Raw genomic sequence first — 22,742 nt, 5'->3', positions numbered from 1 at the left:
GGTGCCGGGACATCCCTCGATCCGTAGCGATCGCTACACTCGAGGGATGTCCCGACGCGCCCAGCTGCTCGACCAGGTCACCGACCACGTGCTCGAGCACGGTCTGACCGGGCTGACGCTGCGCCCGGTGGCCGCGGCGATCGGCACGAGCGACCGCATGCTGATCTACCACTTCGAGAGCCGCGACGGCCTGGTCTCGGCGGTCATCACGCGCGTCACCGAGCGCGCCATCGAGATCGTCGAGGCGCTCCCGGCCGCCCGCACGGTGCGCTCGGGGGTCAACCGGCTCTGGGAGACCTACCAGGAGGAGCCGATGCACGGCTGCCTCACCGCCTACTGCCAGGCCGCGGCCACCGGCCTGATCGGCGACGAGCCCTACCTCTCCGAGGCCCGCGCGGCCAACGAGCTGTGGGCGGCCGCGCTGCGCACCTACTTCGTGCGCTGCGGCGCCCCGCCCCGCAAGGTGCGCCGCGTGGTCACGCTGGTCGAGGCCTCGCTGTCGGGCTTCCACCTCGACCTCGCCACCGACCGGCCCGAGTGGCTGGCCGCCGGCGTCGACGACCTGGCCCGCGCCGCGCAGGAGCTCGCGGGCCCGCGGGAGCGGCGTACGGCCTGAGGTCGCCGCCGCCGGACGACGTCGGGTCCGGGGCGTGACCTCGGTGGGAGTGTGACGTTGGTCTCCGCATGAGGTCCTCGCGCCGACTCGTGCCCGCCGCCCCCCTCGCCGCGCTCGCGCTCGCCGCGGCCCTGCTCACCCCGGGCGTGACGCCCCTGGCCGGGCCCGACGCCCAGGCCGCGCCGACCGACACGGCGACCACGACCGCACCGCCGACACAGACCCGGGCCCCTGCGACGCAGGCCCCCGACCGGCGCCGGCTGCCGTCGCTGACCGAGTACGTCGCCCTCGGCGACTCCTGGACCGCCGACGTGGTGCTCGTCAATCGCGACGGGGTGCCCGACACCACGCACGTGCCGGTCGACTGCGCGCAGTCGCACCACAACTACCCCAAGATCGTGGCCGAGGCCCTCGGCGCCGACCGCTTCCGCGACGCCTCCTGTGGCTCGGCGACCACCCGCGACTTCCGCCGTCCGCAGACCGGGCTGCCGCTGGGCGGCACCAACCCGCCGCAGTTCGACCGGCTCACCCGCCGCACCGAGCTGGTGACCATCGGCATCGGCGGCAACGACGCCGGCATCGCCTCGGCGGGCCTCGACTGCCTCGGCGTGCTGCCGGTCGACAACCCCCTCACCGACTCCGGCGCGGGCCTGCCCTTCGGTGGCTGCAAGGCCAAGTACACCGCTGGCGGCACCGACCAGCTGGCCGAGCAGATCCGCGCCTCGGAGATCAAGCTCGTGCGGGCCTTCCGCGCCGTGCACCGGCTCGCCCCGCGCGCCCGTGTGCTGGTGCTCGACTACATGCACGTCATCCCCGACCACGGCTGCTACCCGACCGTGCCGGCCAGCGACGAGGACATGGCCTACATCGCCGCGAAGTTCCGCCAGCTCAACCGCATGGTCGAGCGGGCCGCGCGACGAGGGGGAGCGGAGTTCGTCGACACCTTCAGCCACACCGGCGGCCACGACCTGTGCCAGGACCCCGTCACCCGCTGGGCCGAGACCTACGGCCCCTCGGTCAACGACCCCGCCGTCGGCGTGCCCGCCCACCCCAACGCCGCCGGTGCCCGCGCCCAGGCCGCCGTGCTGCTGCAGTACCTGCGCGACACCGAGTGCTACTCCTGCTCCTGACCCACCCTCGGGTGGTCGAGGAGCGAGCGCCAGCGAGCGCAACTCCGACGGTGGTTGAGGAGCGAGCGCCAGCGAGCGCAACCGCCACGGTGGTTGAGGAGCGAGCGCCAGCGAGCGTCTCGAAACCACCCGACCGCCACGGAGTTGAGGAGCGAGCCCTTCGAGACGCTCGCTGCGCTCGCTCCTCAGGGACCACGCCAGCGAGCGTCTCGAAACGACCCGGCCACCCACCCCCACCCGCACGCCCGGCGAGGATGACCCGGTGACCTCCCGCCTCGCCGCCGTGTCGCACGAGCGCATGCACCTGGTGCTCATGCTCGTGCTGACCTTCACCACCGGCATCGTCGACGCCGTGGGCTACCTCGGCCTCGACCGCGTCTTCACCGGCAACATGACCGGCAACGTCGTCATCCTCGGCATGGCGATCGTCGGCGCCGACGACCTCCCGGTGCTCGGGCCCGTGGTGGCGCTGGTGGGCTTCATGGCCGGCGCGGCGCTCGGCGGGCGGGTGCTGCGCCGCGCCGGCGGCGCCTGGACCCGGCGCACAACGCTGCTCTTCACCGCGGTGGCCGTCGTCTGCGTGGGCCTCGGGGTGCTGCTGCTCGCGCTCGGCGAGACCCCGGGCGAGACCCCCGCCGAGGCCGTCGCGCTGCCGGTCACCGCCGCGCTCGGGGCGGCGATGGGCGTGCAGGCCGCCACCGCGCGCTTCATCGCGGTCAAGGACGTCACCACCGTCGTGGTCACCTCGACCATCACCGGCCTCGCCGCCGACTCCGTGCTCGGCAGCGGCAAGGGCGGCGGCTCCGGGCGCCGCGTGCTCGCGGTCGCGCTGATCCTGCTCGGCGCCGCCGCCGGGGCGGCCCTGCTGCGCTGGCACCTCGGCGCCGGGCTCGTGGTCGCCGGGGGTCTGGTCGCCCTGGCGACCCTGCTCGGAGCGGTCCACGCCCGGCTGGCCGCCCGGGTGGCTCCCTCGACCCTGGCGTAACCGGACGGGCACTGTGCCGCCACCGACGACCGCGGGTGGGCGGGCGCCGCGCGATTACGGGCTGTCGTCCGGCCGCTGCCGCCGCGTACGCCGACAGTGCCCGTCCGGCTGCGGCGGCCCGGCTACGGCGACCCGGCTACGGCGACCCGGGCCGCTGTGACCCCGTCGCGCTCTGCGTCAGCCCGCGAGGCTGGCGGCCAGCGCGAGCAGGTCGCGGTCGCGACCCGGGCCGGCGACCAGGCACACGCCCGCGGGCAGCCCGTCGCTGGTGGTGACCGGCAGCGACACGGCGGGCAGGCCACCGAGCCCGGCCAGGCAGGTGAGGGCGAGGGTGGCCTCGCGCACGCGGCCGAGGTCCTCGCCGATCAGCGGGGCGACCGAGGGCGCGGAGGGCAGCACGAGCACCCGGTCGCCGACGAGCTCGCGCACCCGGGCGCGGGCGCCGGCGACGACCGCCTGGGCTGCGTCGGCCTCCGCGCGCGAGACCGCCGAGGCGGCGGCGAAGCGGCCGCGCACGTCGGGCCCGAGGGTGTCGAGCCGCTCGGCCAGCCACGCCCCGCGCACCTGCCAGGCCTCCCAGGCCTGCCAGGTGGAGAAGGCGCGACGCCAGGCGTCGAGCTCCCCGAGCGGCCAGCTCTCCCGCACGACCAGCCCCTGGTCGCCGATCCAGCCCTCCACCGCGGCGCGCACCGGCGGCGTGGCCAGTCCCAGAAGCTCGGGCACCACGACGAGGTCGCTCGAGCCGCCGGGGGAGTCGGGCAGCAGCACCTCGCCGACGAGGGCGAGCAGGTCGGCGTCGCGGGTCATCCACCCGACGGTGTCGAAGCTCGGCGCGAGCGCGAGCAGCCCGTGGGTGGCGATGGCGGCGTGCGTCGTGCGGATGCCGTAGAGGCCCTGGTAGGCCGCCGGCACGCGGATCGAGCCGCCGGTGTCGGTGCCGAGACCGATGGTGGCGTGACCCAGGGAGACCGCGGAGGCCGAGCCGGAGGAGGATCCCCCCGACACGCGGTACGGCGCCCGCGGGTTGGGCGGGCTGCCGAAGTGGTGGTTGGTGCCGGCCAGGGAGTAGGCGAACTCGTCGGTGCGGGCGATGCCGCGCACCGAGGCGCCGGCCTCGACGAGCAGGTCGACGACGCGGGCGTCGCCGCGCTCGACGGGGGCGGCGGCCTCCCAGGCGGGGTTGCCGGCGCCGACGACCTGGCCGGCCACGGCGTAGAGGTCCTTGACCGCGAGGCTCTCCCCGGCCAGCGGGCCGCCGGCGGCGCCGGGCACGAGGGGGTCGCCGACCACGCGCCAGATGCGGCTGTCGAGGGCGGGGGCGGGCGTCGAGACGTGGGCGGCGGTGACGACCCAGCCATCGACGCCGCGGGCCCACAGCTGGGTCTGCTGACCGCGGCCGCCGCGCTCGAGCTCGGTGACGGCGACGACCAGGGCGTGGTCGGGGTCGGTGACCTGCACGTGGGTCTGCACGATCCGTCGCCGCGGTGATGGGCCGTGCGACCGGCGGAAGGCGCTGACCTGGTCGTGGCCCACCAGCAGCCCGGCGGCGTCGCCGCGCAGCGTGGTGGAGGCGCGCGCGACGAGCCGGTCGAGGGTCTCGACGTCGTCGGCCATCAGGGCCCGCTCGTAGGCCCAGAAGGCCTCGACCAGGCCGTCGGGCACGGGCAGGCTCGGGCCGGTGGGTCCGGGGACGGGTCCGGGAGGAGTGGCGCTCACGCGCTGATCATCCCCCGCGGGGTCGCACGGCGGGCGGCGGGCGCCGTGCCGCTGGTCGGTCGCCCCGGCCGCGGGCCCCGGTGGCGCGTCACCGGCCGGCCCCACCCCGACGGGCGGTTCCCCCCAGGGCTCGCGGCCTGTTGTCTTGCACCTGTCGCGAGTGAACTCACCACGTCCGGGTGGTCGTTCCACCCGCAGGGGTGATCGCGGTCGCACGAGTCGGTCCGGACGAGGCCGACTCGTGCCCCACCGATCTCCCGAGGGGCTCAGAGAGCGGTCGCGGCGGGGCCCGGGGAGCTGTCGGCGTCGTAGATCGCAGGGCCGGTGGCCGCCCACCAGCGCGCGGCGCGCGCCGACTCCTCCGAGGCGCGGCCCGCGTCGGCGATGTGCCCGGGGCCGGCCATGCCGAGCGCGAAGACCGCCGAGGCCCTGACGTCGGCGTGGGGGGTCTCCCGGGCCACGGCGAGCAGCTTCTCGGCCTCGTCCTCGTCGAGGTGGCGCCGGCCGAGCCCGACGCTGACCAACGCCTCGCCCTGGAGACCGGTGCGGGGCTCGCCGACCGCCAGCGCCACGACCTCGTCACGACGATTGCCGTGGCCGAGCACGAGCAGGGAGTCCCAGGCCCGGGCGGCGAGCACCTCGTTGACCCCGCCGGCCAGGGGCACGCAGGCGTCGGCGACCGCGGGGCCGTAGGGGCTGAGCGCCAGCACCCGCCCGGCCATGCGGCGTCGCACGCCGTGCACGTGGAAGAGCAGCTCCTTGACCAGCTTCTCCAGCAGCGCGTCGGGCTCGGCCGGTCGCGCGGTGGGGGTGACCGCCTGGGCCTGACCGGCGATGGTGCGGCACAGTGCGTTGATGTGCTGGGCCGGCAGCAGCAGGCCCTTGTCGCGGGTCAGCTGGAGCCGGGGCCGCTTGGCCGGGTCGCGCAGGCCGCGCATGACGCGTTCGAAGCCGTCGTCGGGCAGGTGGGCGACCAGGTCGATGGTGTCGACCGCGGCCCGGGTGGTCTCGTGGGCGTCGAGGCGCCGGGCCGCGACCTTCTCCAGCTTGCGCAGCGCCAGGGTGTCGAAGTGGCCCCGCGCGGCCTTGCCGGCGGCGACGCCGATGGCGGCCTCGCGCAGGGTGGCGTTGTCGCTGCGCAGCAGCCGCAGCACGAGCTCGCCGGCCGGGGCGTCGGGGATCTCGCGCAGCAGCGAGACCGCCGGGGCGGCGAGCTGCACGTCGGGGTGGGTCAGCCAGGAGCCCAGGGCGTGGAGCATGTGGGGGCGCGCGATGTCGTGGCCGATGAGGGTCACGCAGGCCTCGTAGCGGCGCAGGTGGTCGATGCCCATCGTGCGCGAGAGCTCGTTGACCAGCCGGCCGCAGAGCACCTGCCAGGAGTCGGCCATGAGGAAGAAGTAGTCGAAGCGCGCCAACTCCACGGTGAGCTGCAGCCACTCGCCGCCGCAGAGGGCGTCGCCGGCCAGGGCGCGCTCGAGGAGCCCCTGCACGAGCTGGGGCCCCTTGTCCTCCTCGCCGTAGGTCGCCCGCTCGGGCGGCGGGGGAGTGGGGGCGGAGTTGCGCAGCAGGCTGCGCGAGGTCGCCAGGATCGAGCCCGACGGCAGACCGAGGGCCCCCTCGTAGGCGAGCACCACCTTGGTCGGCACGGCCTGCTGGCCCGACTCCCAGCGGCTGACACGGCTGAGGTCGGCGGCCAGGCCGAGGCCCTTGAGCCTCTCCACGAAGGCCGAGCGGCTGGCCAGCTCCAGGTCGGTGCCGAGCATGCGCGAGGTGGCCAGCAGCCACGCCGAGCGGGGCCAGGCGCCGAACGTGCGCGAGCGCAGCGAGCTGGGGTCGTCGGGCATCTGCTGCGGACGACCGCGTCGCCGGCCCGTCATGCCGGGCCCTGCGGTCGGGGGGTCGGTCGCTGCGGCGAGCGCGTCGGGGGGGACGCAAGGCTCATGGGGGTCTCGTACTCCTCACGTCGTCGTGCAGGAGAAAGGTAGAGGAGCACCTCGGGCTCCGTCTCAGGAACCACAACGACGGAGCGCCAACATAGTTATTGCGGATCAAAAATCGGCACACATAAAAGGGGGTGCTCACCTCTTTACCTTCCTAGGGTCCTCACTGTTTGGGTCTGCTCGGCAGACCTGGGCCCGGGTCCCAGCGGGGGCCTGGCGAGTCGTCCGGCAGGTGTCGGAGGCTCACTTCACCTTCCGGAAGGAACATCTCCACATGAACAGCAGCGGCATCAAGCGGGGACTGGCCACCACGGCCATCGCCGCCCTCGCGGTCACGGGCGTCCCCGCGATCGCCAACGCGGCGCCCCTCACCCTGGGCACCGGGTCCGAGAACGTCGTCACCCTCGTCGACCCGACCCTGCCGATCTCGGCCCAGGCCGACGGCACCAACTCGACCTACCGCCTCACCGCGCAGGCCGGCACCGGCGTCACCTCGGTGACCTTCTCCTACAGCCTCAACGGTGTGAACTTCACCGAGATCGGCTCCACGACGCGCAACGACAACGGCGTCTTCGGCATCGAGTGGGACGCCTCGGCCGTCGCCGGCGCCCCCGCGGTCACCATCCGCGCCACCGGCAACGTCGCCGGCACCGACACCGACCAGGACACCGCGGCCGCCCCCGTGGCCGCCAACAACACCGTCGAGACGGTCAACATCACCAACGGCGACACCGTCGGCGTCTTCCAGGCCCCCTACGGCGGCGGTCAGCAGAACGTCATCGTCAACGGCACCTCGTCCGACCCGGCCGCCACCCCCGACCTCGAGTTCCTCAACGGCGCGGCCTTCGCCGCCGGCGGCACCGCGGTCAGCACCACCACCGGCACCAACCCCACCACGGGCACCTGGGCCGGCATCCTCAACATCGCGGGCTACCAGTACGGCTCCACCAACGAGCTCCTGGTGCGCGCCTCGGAGGCCTCCGAGGACACCGAGGCCTTCGCGCTCTACCAGCAGACCATCACCACGGTCAACGCCGTCGCCGGGCAGCCCACCGCCGGTGGCGCTCAGGTGCCGGTCACGGTCACCGTGCTCGACCAGAACCAGCGCCCGATCGCCGGTGCCCGCGTCGCCAGCTCCACCACCGGCGCCACGCAGCTGACGAACGCTCAGGGTCAGGCCACCTTCACCCAGACCGACGCCTCGGCCTACTACTACGCCGACGCCACCGCCGCCACCGGCTACCAGGCCAACCTCGGCGACAAGCGCTCCAACGACGTCGCCCTGGGCCAGTACGTGCCCGTCGCCTCCTCGCTCGACGCCGACTCCTCCAACGGTGCGGCCTTCGACTTCAACGAGTACGACGCCGACGACATCACCGTGCAGGTCCAGGACCAGCAGGGCATCGACTTCGGTGGCGTGCAGCAGGTGCAGTACTACTTCACCTTCACCGCCTTCGACGGCACCACGACCCAGGGCCGCTTCCCGGCCACGGGCACCAGCACCGTGCCGACCGACACCAACGGCGAGGCCGACATCCCGCTGCCGACCGTCACCGAGGGTGGCACCTTCACGCTGTTCGCCGGCGTGGCCGCCGACCCCAACACCGGCAACGGTGCGGTCCCGGTCAGCAACGTGCTGACCTTCAAGGCCGGTGACGCGACCCTCGACATCACCAACGCCGACCCCGCCTCGGCCCCGGCCGGCGGCGAGATCGTCGTCTCCGGCACGCTGCTGCTCGAGGACGGCACGGCCCTGGCCGGTCGCCCGATCGACCTCAGCTACACCGGTGGCGACGCCGGCTTCAACCAGACCACCGGCGCCGACCAGCCCACGCTGACCGTCACCACCGGGGCCAACGGCGGCTTCTCGGCCACCCTGGACGACGTGGCCACCGCGGCCGGCGTGGCCCAGCCCACCGAGAACGGCACCGTCACCGCCGACACGGCCGACTACGACGACTCCGAGGGCGACATCGACAACGCCCTCGAGGGCGACACGCTCGCTGTGATCTTCTCGCAGGCCACCGCCCCGGCGGCCTCGACGGTCGACATCACCGGTCTCGACGCCAACACCACCCCCGGTGAGGCCGACCTCGCTCAGGTGGAGGTCGTCGACGCCAACGGCGCCCCGGTCGCCAACCAGAACGTCACGCTCACCATCGGTGGCGACGCGTTCTTCACCGACGGCACCTACACCGGCGCCAACGGCACCGAGGGCGGCAACCTGCGCGACCTCGGCCAGACCATCACGGTCGCCACCGACAACGCCGGTGTCGCCGAGTTCCTGGTCGGCATCGGCCGCTCGGAGGACTTCGACGACGACGGCGACGCCACCGCCACCGTGACCGCCACCGTCGCGACCGCCGGCACCACGCCGTCGGCCTCCGACACCGCCACCGCGGACTTCGACTCGTCGAACCCGCTCAACGGCGGCGACGTCACCATCGTCCCGAACGACCGGTTCAACGACGACGCGGACTTCCTGCCCGAGGCCCGCACCGGCGATGAGGTCTACTTCGACGTCTACGCCACCGACCAGTTCGGCAACCTGACCGACGTCACGGTGCAGCTCACCGACAACACGACGCTGGCCGATCTGTCGAACAACACGGTCACCACGGACTTCATCGACGACGTCGAGTTCTCTGCCTTCAGCATCCGCGAGGTCGACCAGACCATCACCGCGACGTGGAACGCCCCGACGACCACCGTCGTCAACGGTGCCGCCGTCGCCGGCCCGACCGAGGCGCTGACCGACACGTACACGATCAACTGGTACGACTTCGACATCGCCGACGCCACCGCCACCATCACGTCCTCGCCCGAGGGCGAGGTCCAGGTGGGCTCGCCGGTCACCGAGACCGTGCGCGTGGTCGACGGCAACGGCAACCCGGTGTCGAACCTCGACGTCCAGTTCATCCGCCAGGGCCCCGGCTCCGGCCAGGACGGCGACGCCAACTTCACCACGACGACCAACGCCAACGGTGAGGCCTTCTACACCTTCGTCGGCACCGAGGAGGGCACGGCCAACATCACCGTGACCGCCACGGACGGCAACGGCGTCGTCACCGCCCAGGACCAGGTCGTCTTCGTCGGCAACCCGGACCCGGTCGAGAAGGAGCCGGTCACCGCGGTCCTCAGCGCCAACAACAACGGCGCCCAGGCCGACCGCCTCCGCGTCTCCGCCGGCGTCACCGCCGGTGCGAACGAGGCCGTCGCCGAGTTCTACCGGATCAAGAAGGACGGCAGCTCCAAGCTCGTCGGCACCGCCGTCCTCAACTCCGAGGGCATCGCCAAGGTCAACGCCCCCGACGTCAACGGCAAGCGCTTCACGAAGTACTTCGCCATCGTCAAGGGCACCGCGGCCACCCTGCGCGACCGCTCCAACAACACCCGGGTCCGCTGACCCTCGTGTGACACGTGAGGAGCCCCGGGGCGGCGCGAGCCGCCCCGGGGTGACTCTCCCGGGGGTCCACGACCCCCACGCTTCTCCGCACAGCTGAGCACCACCACCAGCCGGGAGACACAGACGCGGTCCGGGCCATTCTCTGTTGCCGCTGCTTGAGAATGGTCCGGACCGCCTGTCCACCCTAGGACACCAGGGCCGTCCGGCTGCACCACCGGGGCGACACACGTCATGTGTGTCGCCCCGGTGGGCATTTCGGGGGAGGATCCACAGGCCCCGACCGTGTGGTCCGCGCGACCCGGACACGCCGCTGACGGGGCGTCGCGCCGACGTCGAAGGGTGCTTGACTTTACCCATGCGACTGCGCCGTGCCCTCCTCGTCCTGCCCTCCCTCAGCCTCGCCCTCACCCTCGGTGCGTGCAGCGGCGACGACGGCGACGGCGGCCAGGCCGACCCTGCCCCGTCGCCCTCGGCCTCGGGCCCGGTGGGAGACGCCGAGAAGGGCTGCACCGTCGAGCTCACCGTCTCCGGCGGCGCCGAGGCCACCTACTCCGGCGAGGCCCGTGTCATCCGCTCAGCCCAGGAGGGCCAGCCCAAGGCGATCTACATGGCCGCGTGGGGCAAGGACGACCAGAACACGCTCAACGTCTACCAGGCCGGCGGCGAGATCGAGACCAGCGCCGTGCTCAGTCTCGACGGCGCCAACTTCGCCAGCGAGGGCTCCGAGGGCATCGAGATCACCCGACGCGAGGCCACCGCCGACCTCCCGCTGACCGGCGCCGACGACACCTCCGCCGACCTCGCGGCCACCTTCTCCTGCGGCCGCGGGGGCAAGAGCCGGCAGTGACAGCCGCGCCGCAGGGAAGGGTCGAAGGGCCCTACCCCGCGGCGGGGCGTCTGTCCAGCGTTTGACCCAGAACCATCCCTTTTTACTGTTCTCTCAGGCTCGAACCGACTATGGGCCACGAGGGTGAAGACGTGGTGAGGTTCTCCTGGCCGAGTGTGCGCAACAGGGGGTTGCCCCGGCCGTGTGAGTCCGGAGTTCCTCGTGCGTGCTTCCCGTCCTGCCGTCCTGCGTCGCTCCCGCCGTCTGCTGGGGGTCGTCGCGGCCCCCACGGCGTTGGCCGTCGCCGCGGCGACCCTGTCCGTCAGCCCGTCGGAGGCCGCCCCGCCGGTGGGCTCGACGTCGGCCTCCGACGTCGTCATCGGTCTGCTCGGCCTGGGCAACGCGCTCGGAGCCGCGGCCCAGCAGCCCGCGCTCGCCGACGACTTCCCGCTCACCGACCTCTCGGTGCGCGACGTGCTCCAGCTCGACACAGCACTGGGCCGTCGCGTCACGGCGGCCGTGCTGAACAAGAACGCCACGCTCGACACCATCGACGACGTCATCTCCGCCGACCCCGCCCTCGAGATGCGTGCCGTCACCCCGCTGGCCAGCGCCCCGGCCGACAGCATCGAGTGGCTACTCGACATCGACCTCACCGGCACCGCCCCGGTCGCCCTCACCTACGCCGACGACCGCATGCAGTTCGGGGCGGCCGAGCTCGCCGGTGAGGCCACCGGCCGTCTCACCGGTCAGGTCCGCCTCCGCTTCGACGACTCCGCCGAGGACCTGCGCGAGTTCTCCGTCGTGGGTCAGTCGGAGCTCACCACCCATGTATGGACCCGCCCCGCCGGCAGCAGCGCCGGAGCCGGCCAGGACCTCCCCATCGCCCCCTTCACGGTGCGCGACGGGTTCGTCGAGCTCGCCGCCGAGGGCGCCGGGCGCATCGACACCACCACCGTCCTGCGGCTGCGCGACCCCAACGGCCGCGGCGCGCTGACCACCGAGGACCTCCAGCTCAGCGACCCCGCCGAGATGTTCGCGACCCGCCGGCTCCCCGGCGCCGACGACGTCTCGATGGACGTCTCGCTCACCAGCGACCTGCTCGACGGCGGCCCCCACGGCGCCGTCACCGTCGGCACGCGTGCCGCCGACGCCGAGACGCCCTACGCCACGCCGGTCATCGCCCGCGAGACCGCCCTCGAGCAGCTCACGGCCCTGACCCGCACCCAGGCGCTCACCGGCTTCACCCAGTACGCGACCGCGCTGCGCAGCGCCGAGGGGGCCGCCGACGCCGAGCTGCCCCTGCTCGACGCGAACCTGTCCGACCTGTACTCCCCGGCCGACGACCTCATCGACCTGCTCAGCCAGCAGGCCACCGCCACCATCACCTGCGGTGCCGCCGACACCAACCCGCCGAGCGGCGCCCCGCGCCCCGGCCAGGTGCAGTACTGCCAGGCCACCACCACCGGGGTCAGCGTCGACGACGGCGCCACGGTCACGTGGGCCTCGCCCGACCCCACGGTGAGGATCACCGGCGTCACCGCCGCCACCGTCGGCACCGCCCCCACCGACAACGTCGAGGTCACCGGCGGCGGCGGCTTCCCCGTGCTCACCACCAGCTTCGCCAGCAACGGCGAGAAGCGCACCGCCCGCACCGTCACCGGCTCGATCCAGGAGCTCGGTCGCGCCATCGGCGACCTCGGCCTCGACGGCACGGTGACCTACGCCCCCGACACCCGCGCCCTCGAGGTCGCGGTCCGCCAGGACGACGCCGCCTCCCGCAGCGCCGACGTGCTCACCGGCGGCAGCGGCAGCCTCGCCCCGCTCACGGGCCTCACCGGCCTCTGCCAGGCCGTCGTCGCCGACGGCGTGCGCTCCTGCCCCCAGACCGGCGACGCCCCCGGCGCCGTGGAGCCGCCCGCGGGTGACGCCACGGTCGCCACCGCCGGGCGCTACCTCGAGGCCACCTTCGGTCTCGGGCTCGTCGACCCCGCCCCGCTCGAGGAGGGTGACCAGCCCACCCTCGCCGAGGCCGACCAGACCCCGGTCGCCTACCTCAAGCCCGGCCCCGACGGCAGGCTCTGGGAGATCGGCTCGGTCGACGCGGGCCTCGACGGCGACACCGCCATGGCCGCGCGCATCGGCTTCCTCAAGGTCGACGTCGACGTCACCGACTACGACCTGACCCAGGCCGCGGGGCAGCCCGCGGCCCGCGTCACCGTGCCCACCGGCACGGTCGCCCTCCAGTACGGCGAGGTCGCCGGCGCCCTCCCGGTGGCCGACCTGCTCGACGACGGCCAGAGCACCGTCGTGGCCGAGCCCGAGGGCTCGGTCGCCCTGAGCGCCACCGCCTCCCTCGACGTCGCCGACGCGCCGACCATCGCCGCCGGCGGCGGAGCCGGGGAGCGCCTAGTCGGCGCCGACGGCACCATCGACGCCACCTGGGCCACCCTCGCCGCGGGCGCCCTGCCCACGGTCACCACCGGCGGCGCCTACGACGACCTGCGCCTGCTCGACCTCGTGCCCTCGCGCAACGGCACCATGGGGGAGGCCTCCGACGGCGCCACCCTGGTCGACGAGTCCGCCGACTTCTACGCCCAGTTCGGTGTCGCCGACGACACGGCCGCCGAGGACCGCGTGGTCAACCGTCAGCTCTACGACCTGGCCCCCACCGACCCGACCGCGAGCATCTGCACGCAGTTCACCGTCGACAGCGCCACCACCGTGACCTGCACCGACGGTCCGCTGGCCGAGGTCGGCTTCACCGCCGGCCACCCCTACGTCATCAACGGCGACCCCGAGGCGCTGCGCGACAAGCTCATCGACGACTACGCCGCGGTGCTGCTCTCCTTCGCCTCGCCTTCTCCCGAGCTCGGCGCCGACAAGACGCTGCCGCTGCTCGACGTCGTGCCCTCCGAGCTCAACCGCGCCCGCCAGGGCCTCAACGCCGTGCTGCTCGGGCTCCAGGGCTCGGCCACCGGGACCGCGGCGCCCGCCGACACCCAGGACGTCTCGACCCTGCAGGCCTTCGCCGCCGCCATCCCGGCCATCGCGCCGGGCACCGAGGCCACCTTCGGCCTCGACGGCGACCGCCTCAGCTTCGCCACCACCCGCAGCGAGAGCGACCAGAGCGACAGCGTGCCGCTGCGCCTGGCCGCCGGCGAGAGCCAGCTGCGCATCGTGACCGACGCCGTCGACGACGACGGGGTCCGCAAGCCCGCCCAGGTGCTCCTCGGCTCGGAGTCGAGCGCCACCGTCGACCTCACCGTCGACCTGGCCACCGCCGCCTCCTACGTCGGCTCCGACACCCGCACCGTCGAGACCGTCACCGACGTGGCGTCCGCCGACATCGCAGCCCTGGGCGGCAAGGACGCCGAGTACGGCTCGGCCGCGCTGACCGTGGGCGCCACCGGCTCCGACCTGCGCATCGGCGTCACCGTCACCACCGACTCCGGCAGCACCGAGGCCCTCGTGCCGCTCGCCGACTTCCGCGACTCCCTGACGCAGGACCGGGCCCTCGCCGGCGCGGCCCAGCAGTGCCCCGGCAACACCGGCGGGGCCGACGTCGCCGCCTGCGCGACCGTGCCGCTCGACGGCTCCGACACCGTGCGGCTCGATCTCAAGGCCACCGACAGCTCCGGCGGCACCGGCGCCGACCTGGCCGGCCAGCCGCTCGCCACCCAGTTCCTCGTCGACGCCCTCAGCGGCTTCGACCGCACCCTCGGCGACTCCCTCGACGGCGAGCTCGCCGGTGTGACGATGCCGCTCGTCGGCGCCGACCTCGACGCCGCCGCCGACGTCCCGGCCGCCGTCCGTGCCTTCAGCGGCGCGGCCCGCCAGGCCCTCGACGTCCAGTCGGTCACCGGCATCGCCACCACCGCCGACGCCGGCACCCTCGAGACCGCCGTCGAGAACGCCCTGAACGGCATCGCCGACACCCCCGAGACCACCCTCGCCCCCGTCGACGTCACCCTGCGCTGCACCAGCTCGTGCACGTCGTCGTCGAAGGTCGCCGACGTCACCTCGATCTCGGCGCCGCTGGCCCTGAGCGGCACCGTCACCGAGCAGCCCGTCGCCTTCGACGCCGGCCTGCCCGGCGTCTCCATCGACACCGTCGCCGAGGTCGTCACCACGGTCGACTGGGACCTCTCGGTCACCGTCGGCATCCAGAAGGGCACCGGCCCCTACCTCCAGCTGCCCGACACCTCCACCCCGCTGACCGCGACCGTCGAGGCACGGCTGCCCGACCGCACCGACGACAGCTGCCACGCCTGGACGCGTGCCTCCTACTGGGAGGACGCCGCCGGTGCCGGCTCCGTGCCGGCCCCGACCGCTGCCCGGTGCATCGACGCCGTGGTCGGCACCATGCCGAGCGTGCTCGTCGACCTCGGCGACACCGGCCTGCAGGCCGACGTCGCGGTCGAGATCGACGCTGCCGACGCCAATGGCAACGACGGCCGGGTCTACCTGCCCTCCATCTACGACCGCGAGCTCGGCTTCAACACCTCGGCCACCGGCACCGGCGGCCTCGACGTCTACGCCGAGTCCTTCGCCGGTGAGCTCGGCTTCTTCGACACCGTCGGAGCGATCTCGCTGACCTGGGAGGACGAGGTGTTCTCCGACCTGTCCTTCGACAACACCTACCTCGACGCCACGACCTTCTACAAGGCCGTCGGCGAGGGCTTCGGCAAGGCCCGCCAGTGGCTGGCCCCGCTCAACCCGGTCGTGGAGACCCTCAGCGCCCCGATCCCGGTCATCAACGACCTCGCCACCCTGGTCGGGGCCGGACCGGTCTCGATGCTCTCGATCCTGGTCAAGCGCTACCCCAACCTCGGCCTCATCACCAACCTCATCGCCTTCCAGCAGCTCGTCGGCAACCTGCCCGAGCTCAAGGACGAGCCCGAGCTGGTCAGCCTGAGCAGCATCGACGAGGGCGGCAGCTTCGAGATGGACGCCGACTCCCTCAAGGTCGGCTCCTGCTCCTCGACCGCGGTGGAGAAGCTCGACGACGGCACGACCAAGACCGAGAAGAGCAGCAAGAGCAACGTCGGCGCCGAGTCGGCCTGCGACGTGGAGGACGAGGACGACAAGAAGGGCGAGGAGGGCGCCGAGGTGCCCGCCGAGGAGGAGCAGGAGAAGCCCAAGACCGTCACCGAGGTCTCCTCCGAGGCCTACTTCGACCTGCCCAGCATCAGCGTGCCCGTGCTCCAGGACTCCGAGCAGGTCTACAACCTGCTGCTCGGCGAGGGCGACGCCACCCTGCTCTACGTCGACCTGGGCCACCTCGGCTTCAACGTCGGCGTCTCGCGCAGCTTCGGCCCCTTCATGGTGGGCCCGGTGCCGGTCAGCGCCTCCATTGGCGGTGAGATCGGCATCGACGGCCGCATGGCCTTCGGCTTCGACACCCGCGGGCTGACCCAGAAGATCGAGGCCATCGACCCCGGCGCCACCGACCAGCTCACCGGCGGTGGGTCGGTCTTCAAGGACGGCTTCTACATCGACGACCTCGAGGAGGGTGACGACGTCCCGGAGATCGAGCTCACCTTTACCGTCGAGGCCGGCGCCGCGGTCAGCATCGGCTTCGCCGAGGCCGGGATCAAGGGCGGCGTGGTGCTCGACCTGGGTCTCGACGCCTTCGACCCCGACGGCAGCGGCAAGATCTACACCGACGAGTTCATCGGAGCCAGCGCCGGACCCAGCTGCGCCTTCAACGTCTCCTCGGGGATCGTCTTCTTCCTGCAGTTCTACTTCAGCATCGACCTGTTCCTCTTCTCCATCGAGGAGGAGTTCGACATCGTCCGCAGCCCCCGCCTCACCCTCTTCGAGTTCAACTGCGCCACCGAGGAGCCCGTGCTCGCCAAGCGCGAGGGCGACGACCTGCGCCTGCTGATGGGCGAGTCCTACGCCGGCGAGCGCAAGGTCTACACCGGCCAGCAGAACGAGAAGTTCACCGTGCGCCAGCTCAGTCCGACCCGGGTGGAGGTGACCGCGTTCAACATCGTGCAGGAGTACGACGTGCCCGCCACCGGTCGCATCCTCGCCGACGCCGGCAGCGGCAACGACATCGTGCGGCTCTACCCCGGACAGCTCCTCAGCACCGAGGGCGGATCCACCAAGGTCACCACGGTGCCCGTCACCACCAAGGCCGTCGTCGACGCCGGCGCGGGCAACGACGCCGTCGTCACCGGCGGCGGTGCCGACACCGTCACCGGCGGGTCCGGCAACGACACCGTCGACGCCGGCGACGGCGAGGACACAGTGAGTGACGCCTCGGGCAACGACATCCTCGACGGCGGCGCCGGCCGCGACTCCGTCGACGGCGGCGCCGGCGACGACCGCACCAGCGGCGGCCCCTCGACCGACGAGGTCAAGGGCGGCGACGGCAACGACGTCGTCGAGGGCGGTCTCGGCATGGACGTCGACTCGCTCTTCCCGACCGACGACGACGCCGCGATCGCGGCCCTCGTCGACTCCGGCGACGTCCTCGTGGGCGGCAACGGATCCGACACCGTCAACGGCGGCGACGGCTCCGACCTCACCGTCGGCGGCGCCTTCGACACCGCAGGGATCAGCCGCGACCAGCGCGTCACCATCACCGTGAGCTCCGCCAGCGGCACCCAGATCATCGACAACGACGTCTCGGTGCTCACCGTCGCGCTGCCCAGCGAGGCCTCTGTGCTCGCCTCCTGCCAGGAGCAGGGCGCGGCCTCCGACGGCGGCGTCGACTCCGTCACCGGCGGCGACGCCCGTGACTACGTGCTCGGCGGCGCCGGGGCCGACACCCTGTCGGGCGGCGGCGACGACGACATCGTCTGCGGCCGCGGCGGCGACGACCTCCTCGACGGCGACGGCTCCGACGTGCTGGTCGACGACCAGGGCGACGACGTGGTCCGTGGTGGCGACGGTCGCGACCGCATCTACGGCTCGGGCGGCACCGACACGCTCTCCGGCGACGCCGGCGACGACCTGGCCCGCGGTGGCGAGGGTGACGACACCCTGGCCGGCGGCACCGGCAGCGACCTGCTCGTCGGCGACGCCGGCGACGACGTGGTCAAGGGCGAGCCCGCCGACCCGTCGGCTCCGCTGGGCGCCGGGCGCTCGATCGTGTGCCGCCCCTCCACGAGCATCGTGGTCGGTCTGGTCGACCTCAACGGTGACCTCTCCGGCACGGCCGAGGACGACGGGCAGCTCGAGGGCCTCCAGGTCACCGACGGCTACGTCCTGGCCGCCGGCGGCGGACGCTACTCCGGGGTCCTCGCCGGTGTCGTGTTCAGCGACGGCCGCGCCGACCTCGACGGCAACGGCAGGGTCGAGGGCCGCCCGGCCAGCGGCGCCGTGCTGGGCGACACCGGGACCGTGGAGCTGGCCGGCCTGACCGGCGCGACCGGCGACGGTGACTGCGTCCTGGGCGGCGAGGGCACCGACGAGCTCGACGGTGGCGCCGGAGGCGACTTCGTCGACGCCGGCGAGGGCGACGAGACCAAGATCCGCGGCGGCGTCGGTGACGACTTCGTGCGCGGTGGCGACGGCGCCGACCTGCTGCACGGCGATGCCGGGAACGACCTGGTCTCCGGCGACGCCGACGGCGACATCCTCTACGGCGACGCCGGCAACGACGTCGTGCGCGGCAGCTCCGGCACCGATCTCCTCGCCGGCGGCAGCGACACCGCCGGTGTCGCCGACGGGGCCGACGAGGTGCTCGGCGACGGCAGTGTCGACGTGGTCGCGGGCGGCAACGCCGCCCTGGCCTTCAAGCCCGGCACCACGGGCTCGATCGTCGAGGGCGTCGACGCCACCCTCCTGGCCACCCCGGCCTCGGGTGACAACGACAAGCTCTACGGCGGCTACGCCTCCGACTGGGTCTTCGGCCAGGCCGGCGACGACCAGGTCTTCGGTGGGCCCGACGACGACAACGTGGAGGGCGGCAACGGCGCCGACCTCGTGCAGGGCGACGACGGTGCCGACCTCCTCGTCGGTGGGTCCTCGACCTCGGGACCGCTGACGCTCAACCGCTCCGGTGCGGGTCAGGCCGACGGCGCCGACACCCTCGTCGGCGACGAGGGCGTGGACGAGATCGACGGCCAGGACATCCTGGCCGGCGACAACGCCAAGCTCGTGCCGCCGTCGCAGAACACCGCGGCCGCGCGCACCTGGTGGGCGCGGATCCGTCCGACGGTGGGCATCACGCTCTACGACACCGCGACGACCCAAGCCCCGGCCGCGGCCGTCTCGGGCTCCGACACGCTCTACGGCAACGGTCAGGACGACCTGCTGCTCGGCCAGGGCGGCAACGACACCGTCTACGGCGGCGACGGCGTCGACGCCGTCGAGGGCGCAGCCGGTGCTGACACGCTCTTCGGCGAGGCCGGCGACGACCACCTCATCGGTGGCTCGTGGGTGGCCGGCTCCTACGACGGGGTCTCCACCGACACCGTCGACGGCGGTGACGGCAACGACCTCGTCCTCGGCGACAACGGCACCGTCACGGGTGCGGGCACCACGGCCGACCCGGCCAAGGTCACCCTGCTCAACCAGCCCGCCACCGGCGGCACCGCACCGGTCTCCACCTACGGCCCCGACCGCCTCGGCGGCGGCGTCGGCGACGACCTGGTCTTCGGCCAGGGCGGCGACGACGAGCTGCGCGGCGGCGACGGTTACGACGGCCTCGAGGGTGACGCCGGCTCCGACCGGCTCTTCGGCGAGGCGGGCGACGACGCCCTCACCGGCGGCAGCTCCTCGGCCGACGGCGTCATCGGGGCGACCCGCACCGGCACCGGTCAGCTCGACGGGGCCGACGCCCTCGACGGCGGCACCGGCGACGACGTGCTGGCCGGCGACAACGCCCGCCTGGTCCGTCAGGACGGCCTGCGTGCCGACGGCACGACCCGACGCGACATCGCGCTCTTCGACCTCGACCGCGCCACGGCGCGCGCCGCGGCCGGCACGGGCGGTGCCGACACCCTCGTCGGGGGCGACGGCCGCGACCTCGCCTTCGGGCAGGGCGGCAAGGACCGCGTCGACACCGGCACCGGCGACGACTACGCCGAGGGCGGAGCCGACGACGACACGCTGCTCGGCGGCACCGGTCAGGACGACCTCCTGGGCGGCGGCTCCTCCAACACCGGGGTCGTCATCAGCGGCAACGGCACCGACGACCGGCTGCTCAGCGTCGTGCGCGCCACGTCCGACAGCTCGGCGACGGGTCTGGTCGACGGCAACGACTCCATCGACGGTGGAGCCGACACCGACGTCGTGCTCGGCGACAACGGCCGCATCACCCGCGGCGGGCCCAACCAGCTCCTCGCCGGCGGTCCCTCGGGCCCGCGCGTGGTGCGCCAGGTGGCCATGGCCGACTCCGGCCCCGGCATCTGGGCGGGCAGCGACACGTTGATCGGCGGTCAGGGCGACGACGACCTCTACGGCCAGTTCGACGCCACCGGCACCAGCCGGCCGCAGTCGTCCTACGCCGGGCAGGCCGTCTCCGGTGACGTGCTCGACGGCGGCGACGGTGACGACGCGCTCCTGGGCGACCAGGGCGTCGACGTCCCGACGGCGGCGGCGACGCTGGGCCGCACCAACGAGGTCATCCGCAACCAGACCGGCTTCCTCACCGAGACGGTGCGACCCAACGACTCGCTGGTGCGGGTGGTCACCCAGACCGAGCCCACGGTCGGCGGCGCCGACCTCCTGCTCGGCGGTACGGGCCTCGACTCGCTGCACGCCGGGGCGGGCGACGACCTCGTCAACAGCGGCGACGGCGACGACGTCACCTTCGCCGGCGACGGCAACGACGTCGTCTGGGGCGGCGCCGACCACGACCGGATCTTCGGTGGTGCCGGTGACGACCTGCTCGACACCAAGAAGTGGATCGGCGTCCCGGCGCTGTGGATGGCCGTGGCGCCGTCGGTCGACACCGACGGACGACGCATCACCGTCAACGGCTCCGACCTGATCTACGGCGGCCAGGGGCACGACGCCCTGCAGGCCGACCAGAACGACCAGGGCCGCGTCGCCGGTGACCGCCTGGTCGACTGGACGGCCTCCTACAACCGCTACCTGGTGTGCAGCGGCTCCGGCACGGCCAACCAGGTCGTCGACGTCGCCGAGTCCACGATGGTCACGGCGCTGACCCGCCTGGCCGAGGCGACCGGATCCGTCGGCGCCGCGGAGCTCTCCCTGGTGGCCAGCGGCGGCGAGCGCCTCCCGGCGTTCTCCGGCACCGCCGGCACCAACGCCTGCGAAGGAAGCTGAGCCCCGCGTCACGGCGCTGAGGAGGGCCCCCGGTCGGACGACCGGGGGCCCTCCTGCCGTCCGCCACCCGATCGATCGGGGTACTAGCCCGAACGGGCCATGCCTCCGGTGCCGAGAGGGCCAGGGGGACTCCGCCCGAGCTTCCGTCTGCACGGGTGGCAATGGTCATTGCGACCTGAGTGAAAGAAAGCAAAAACTCTTCGCGGGCGATCGCGACGACCGACGATGGTCCCGCATCCACGCGTCAGCTCTCTGGGGTCTGACCAGAACCCGAAACGGACGATCCATGAACCTCACCACCGCACCGACAGGGGGTGGCCGCCGCACCGTCCGCCGTGCCGCCGCCCTCGCCTCGACCCTGCTGCTCGCTGCCGGCGGGCTCGCCGTCAGCGCCGCGGCCCCGGCCTCCGCCGCCCCGACCTCCTTCCCGGCCACGTCCGGGGTGCCGGCCTTCATCGGCGACTACACGACAAGCAATGCAGGCATACCGGTCTCGTCTGCCACGAGCTCGGCGATCACTGCTCAGATCACCCTCAACCACAGCTGTGTCGCCGACCTGGTCATCAGCCTCATTGCGCCCGACGGCACGACGGCTGTCCTCGCCGATGAGAACCGCACATGCCGCGGGTTGAACGGGACCTACACCTTCAGCGACTCCGGTGCAGACTCCTTCCTCTCGGCGCCGACCACGTCGTCCTACGAAATCCCCGGTGGGCAGTACCGTGCCTCCAATTCCCGAGGAGTCGTGGACCTGGCGCAGGCATTCGCGGGAGTCGACCCTGATGGTCAGTGGACCATCCGTGTCGCTGACGAGGCCGGCTTGGACACTGGCACCTTGAGCAGCGCCTCACTCACGTTCGGTACGGACATGACGGACGCCCCGACCGTGGTCGTCGACGGCGGACCCGCCGACGGGGCCACGGTGACCTCGGCGCCGACCTACACCTTCTACGTGCCCGAGCAGGGCTCCACCACCAAGGAGTGCCGGGTCGACGAGGGCGCATGGGTCGACTGCACGAGCCCCTACACCGTCGACATCAGCGAGCTCGAGGACGGCCCCCACACCGTCGACTTCCGCGCCCGCGCCGAGTCGGGCCTGCAGGGGCAGTCGGTGCGTCGCACGTTCGTGCTCGACGCCGTGCCGGACGAGCCCGCCGACACCACCGCTCCCGTCGTGACCATCTCGTCTGGTCCCACCGACGGCGCCAGCGTCGAGTCGGCGCCGACCTTCACGTTCACCTCGGCCGACGACGACGTCGCCGGCTACGAGTGCTCGGTCGACGGTGCGGCCTTCGCCGCCTGCACCAGCCCGGTCACGCTGACCACCGAGCCCGGCGCCCACACCTTCGCCGTGCGCGCCACCGACGAGTCCGGCAACACCGGCACCGCGGTGACGCGCTCCTTCACCCAGCGCGACCTCGCCTGCGAGGAGGCCACCGCCACCCTCGCCGAGGCCAAGGCCGACCTGAGGGAGGCCAAGGCGCGCTTCGCCCGGGCCAAGGAGTCGGGCAACAAGACCCGTATCGAGCGCACCCGTGCGCTGCGCAACGAGGCCCGCGCCGAGCGCAACGAGGCGCTGGCGCAGGTCGAGCAGGAGTGCTGACCGCAGCACCCTGACGGCCGACGGTCGTCCCCACGCGCGTCGACCGGGTGGCGGCTACCTCAGCACCGTGGTGCCGGAGTCCTCGTCGTCGATCCAGTCCTGGCCGTCGTCCCAGAAGTCCTCACCGGTGGCGCCCTTCTTCTTGTCCTTGCTGCCGCGCCCGGCGCCGCCGCCGGCCCCGGCCGCGCCACGGCCACCGGCGCCGCGGCCCCCGGCGCCGGTGCCACCGCGCGCGGCCCCACGGGCCCCGCTGCGGCTGCCGCCACGAC

At 73.3% G+C, this 22,742-nt stretch carries 10 protein-coding genes and 1 pseudogene; 8 read left to right on the top strand and 3 right to left on the bottom strand.

Going from position 1 to position 22,742, the window contains the following annotated elements:
* Window positions 1-46 precede the first annotated feature (46 nt).
* The 3 genes from IR170_RS09075 (at window position 47) to IR170_RS09065 (ending at window position 2,731) form a co-directional block, all read left to right on the top strand.
* Window positions 47-616: a TetR/AcrR family transcriptional regulator gene (locus IR170_RS09075; RefSeq protein WP_193662153.1), complete on the top strand. Its 570-nt coding sequence runs from the start codon at window positions 47-49 to the stop codon at window positions 614-616.
* A 68-nt stretch (window positions 617-684) separates the two neighbouring features.
* The gene (locus IR170_RS09070; RefSeq protein WP_193662152.1) at window positions 685-1,746 is read left to right on the top strand and encodes an SGNH/GDSL hydrolase family protein; all 1,062 of its coding nucleotides are present in this window, start codon (window positions 685-687) and stop codon (window positions 1,744-1,746) included.
* A 262-nt stretch (window positions 1,747-2,008) separates the two neighbouring features.
* Window positions 2,009-2,731: a YoaK family protein gene (locus IR170_RS09065; RefSeq protein WP_319804985.1), complete on the top strand. Its 723-nt coding sequence runs from the start codon at window positions 2,009-2,011 to the stop codon at window positions 2,729-2,731.
* 177 nt (window positions 2,732-2,908) lie between these two features.
* Here the strand turns inward: IR170_RS09065 and IR170_RS09060 are convergent, their stop codons facing one another.
* Complete coding sequence (locus IR170_RS09060; protein WP_319804984.1) at window positions 2,909-4,447, bottom strand: AtzH-like domain-containing protein; 1,539 nt, start codon at window positions 4,445-4,447, stop codon at window positions 2,909-2,911.
* Between the two features lie 266 nt (window positions 4,448-4,713).
* Window positions 4,714-6,324, bottom strand: a complete 1,611-nt coding sequence (locus IR170_RS09055; RefSeq protein WP_193662151.1) for a hypothetical protein — start codon at window positions 6,322-6,324, stop codon at window positions 4,714-4,716.
* Window positions 6,325-6,661: 337 nt separating this feature from the next.
* Here IR170_RS09055 and IR170_RS09050 point away from each other — a divergent pair, with 337 nt between their 5' ends.
* The 5 genes and pseudogenes from IR170_RS09050 to IR170_RS19430 all read left to right on the top strand — a co-directional run bounded on the left by IR170_RS09050 (window position 6,662) and on the right by IR170_RS19430 (window position 22,473).
* On the top strand, window positions 6,662-9,793 hold the full coding sequence (locus tag IR170_RS09050; protein WP_193662150.1) for a beta strand repeat-containing protein: 3,132 nt from the start codon (window positions 6,662-6,664) through the stop codon (window positions 9,791-9,793).
* A 355-nt stretch (window positions 9,794-10,148) separates the two neighbouring features.
* Window positions 10,149-10,640 carry a hypothetical protein gene (locus tag IR170_RS09045; protein ID WP_193662149.1) on the top strand — a complete coding sequence of 164 codons (492 nt, stop codon included), beginning with the start codon at window positions 10,149-10,151 and terminating at the stop codon, window positions 10,638-10,640.
* Between the two features lie 201 nt (window positions 10,641-10,841).
* Window positions 10,842-20,870, top strand: a complete 10,029-nt coding sequence (locus IR170_RS09040; RefSeq protein ID WP_193662148.1) for a calcium-binding protein — start codon at window positions 10,842-10,844, stop codon at window positions 20,868-20,870.
* 286 nt (window positions 20,871-21,156) lie between these two features.
* Window positions 21,157-21,717 (top strand): annotated as a pseudogene (locus IR170_RS20530) (proprotein convertase P-domain-containing protein); the annotation flags it as partial.
* Between the two features lie 21 nt (window positions 21,718-21,738).
* Entirely contained in the window at window positions 21,739-22,473 is a 735-nt protein-coding gene (locus tag IR170_RS19430) for an ATP synthase subunit B family protein (RefSeq protein WP_227489010.1), read from the top strand.
* A 54-nt stretch (window positions 22,474-22,527) separates the two neighbouring features.
* Here IR170_RS19430 and IR170_RS09030 read toward each other — a convergent pair.
* The coding region (locus IR170_RS09030; RefSeq protein WP_227489009.1) for a hypothetical protein at window positions 22,528-22,742 on the bottom strand (215 nt) is incomplete at its 5' end.

The organism is Nocardioides kribbensis (assembly GCF_015070375.1).
Classification (GTDB): Bacteria; Actinomycetota; Actinomycetes; order Propionibacteriales; family Nocardioidaceae; genus Nocardioides; species Nocardioides kribbensis.
This window is presented reverse-complemented; position numbering and strand designations above follow the sequence as displayed.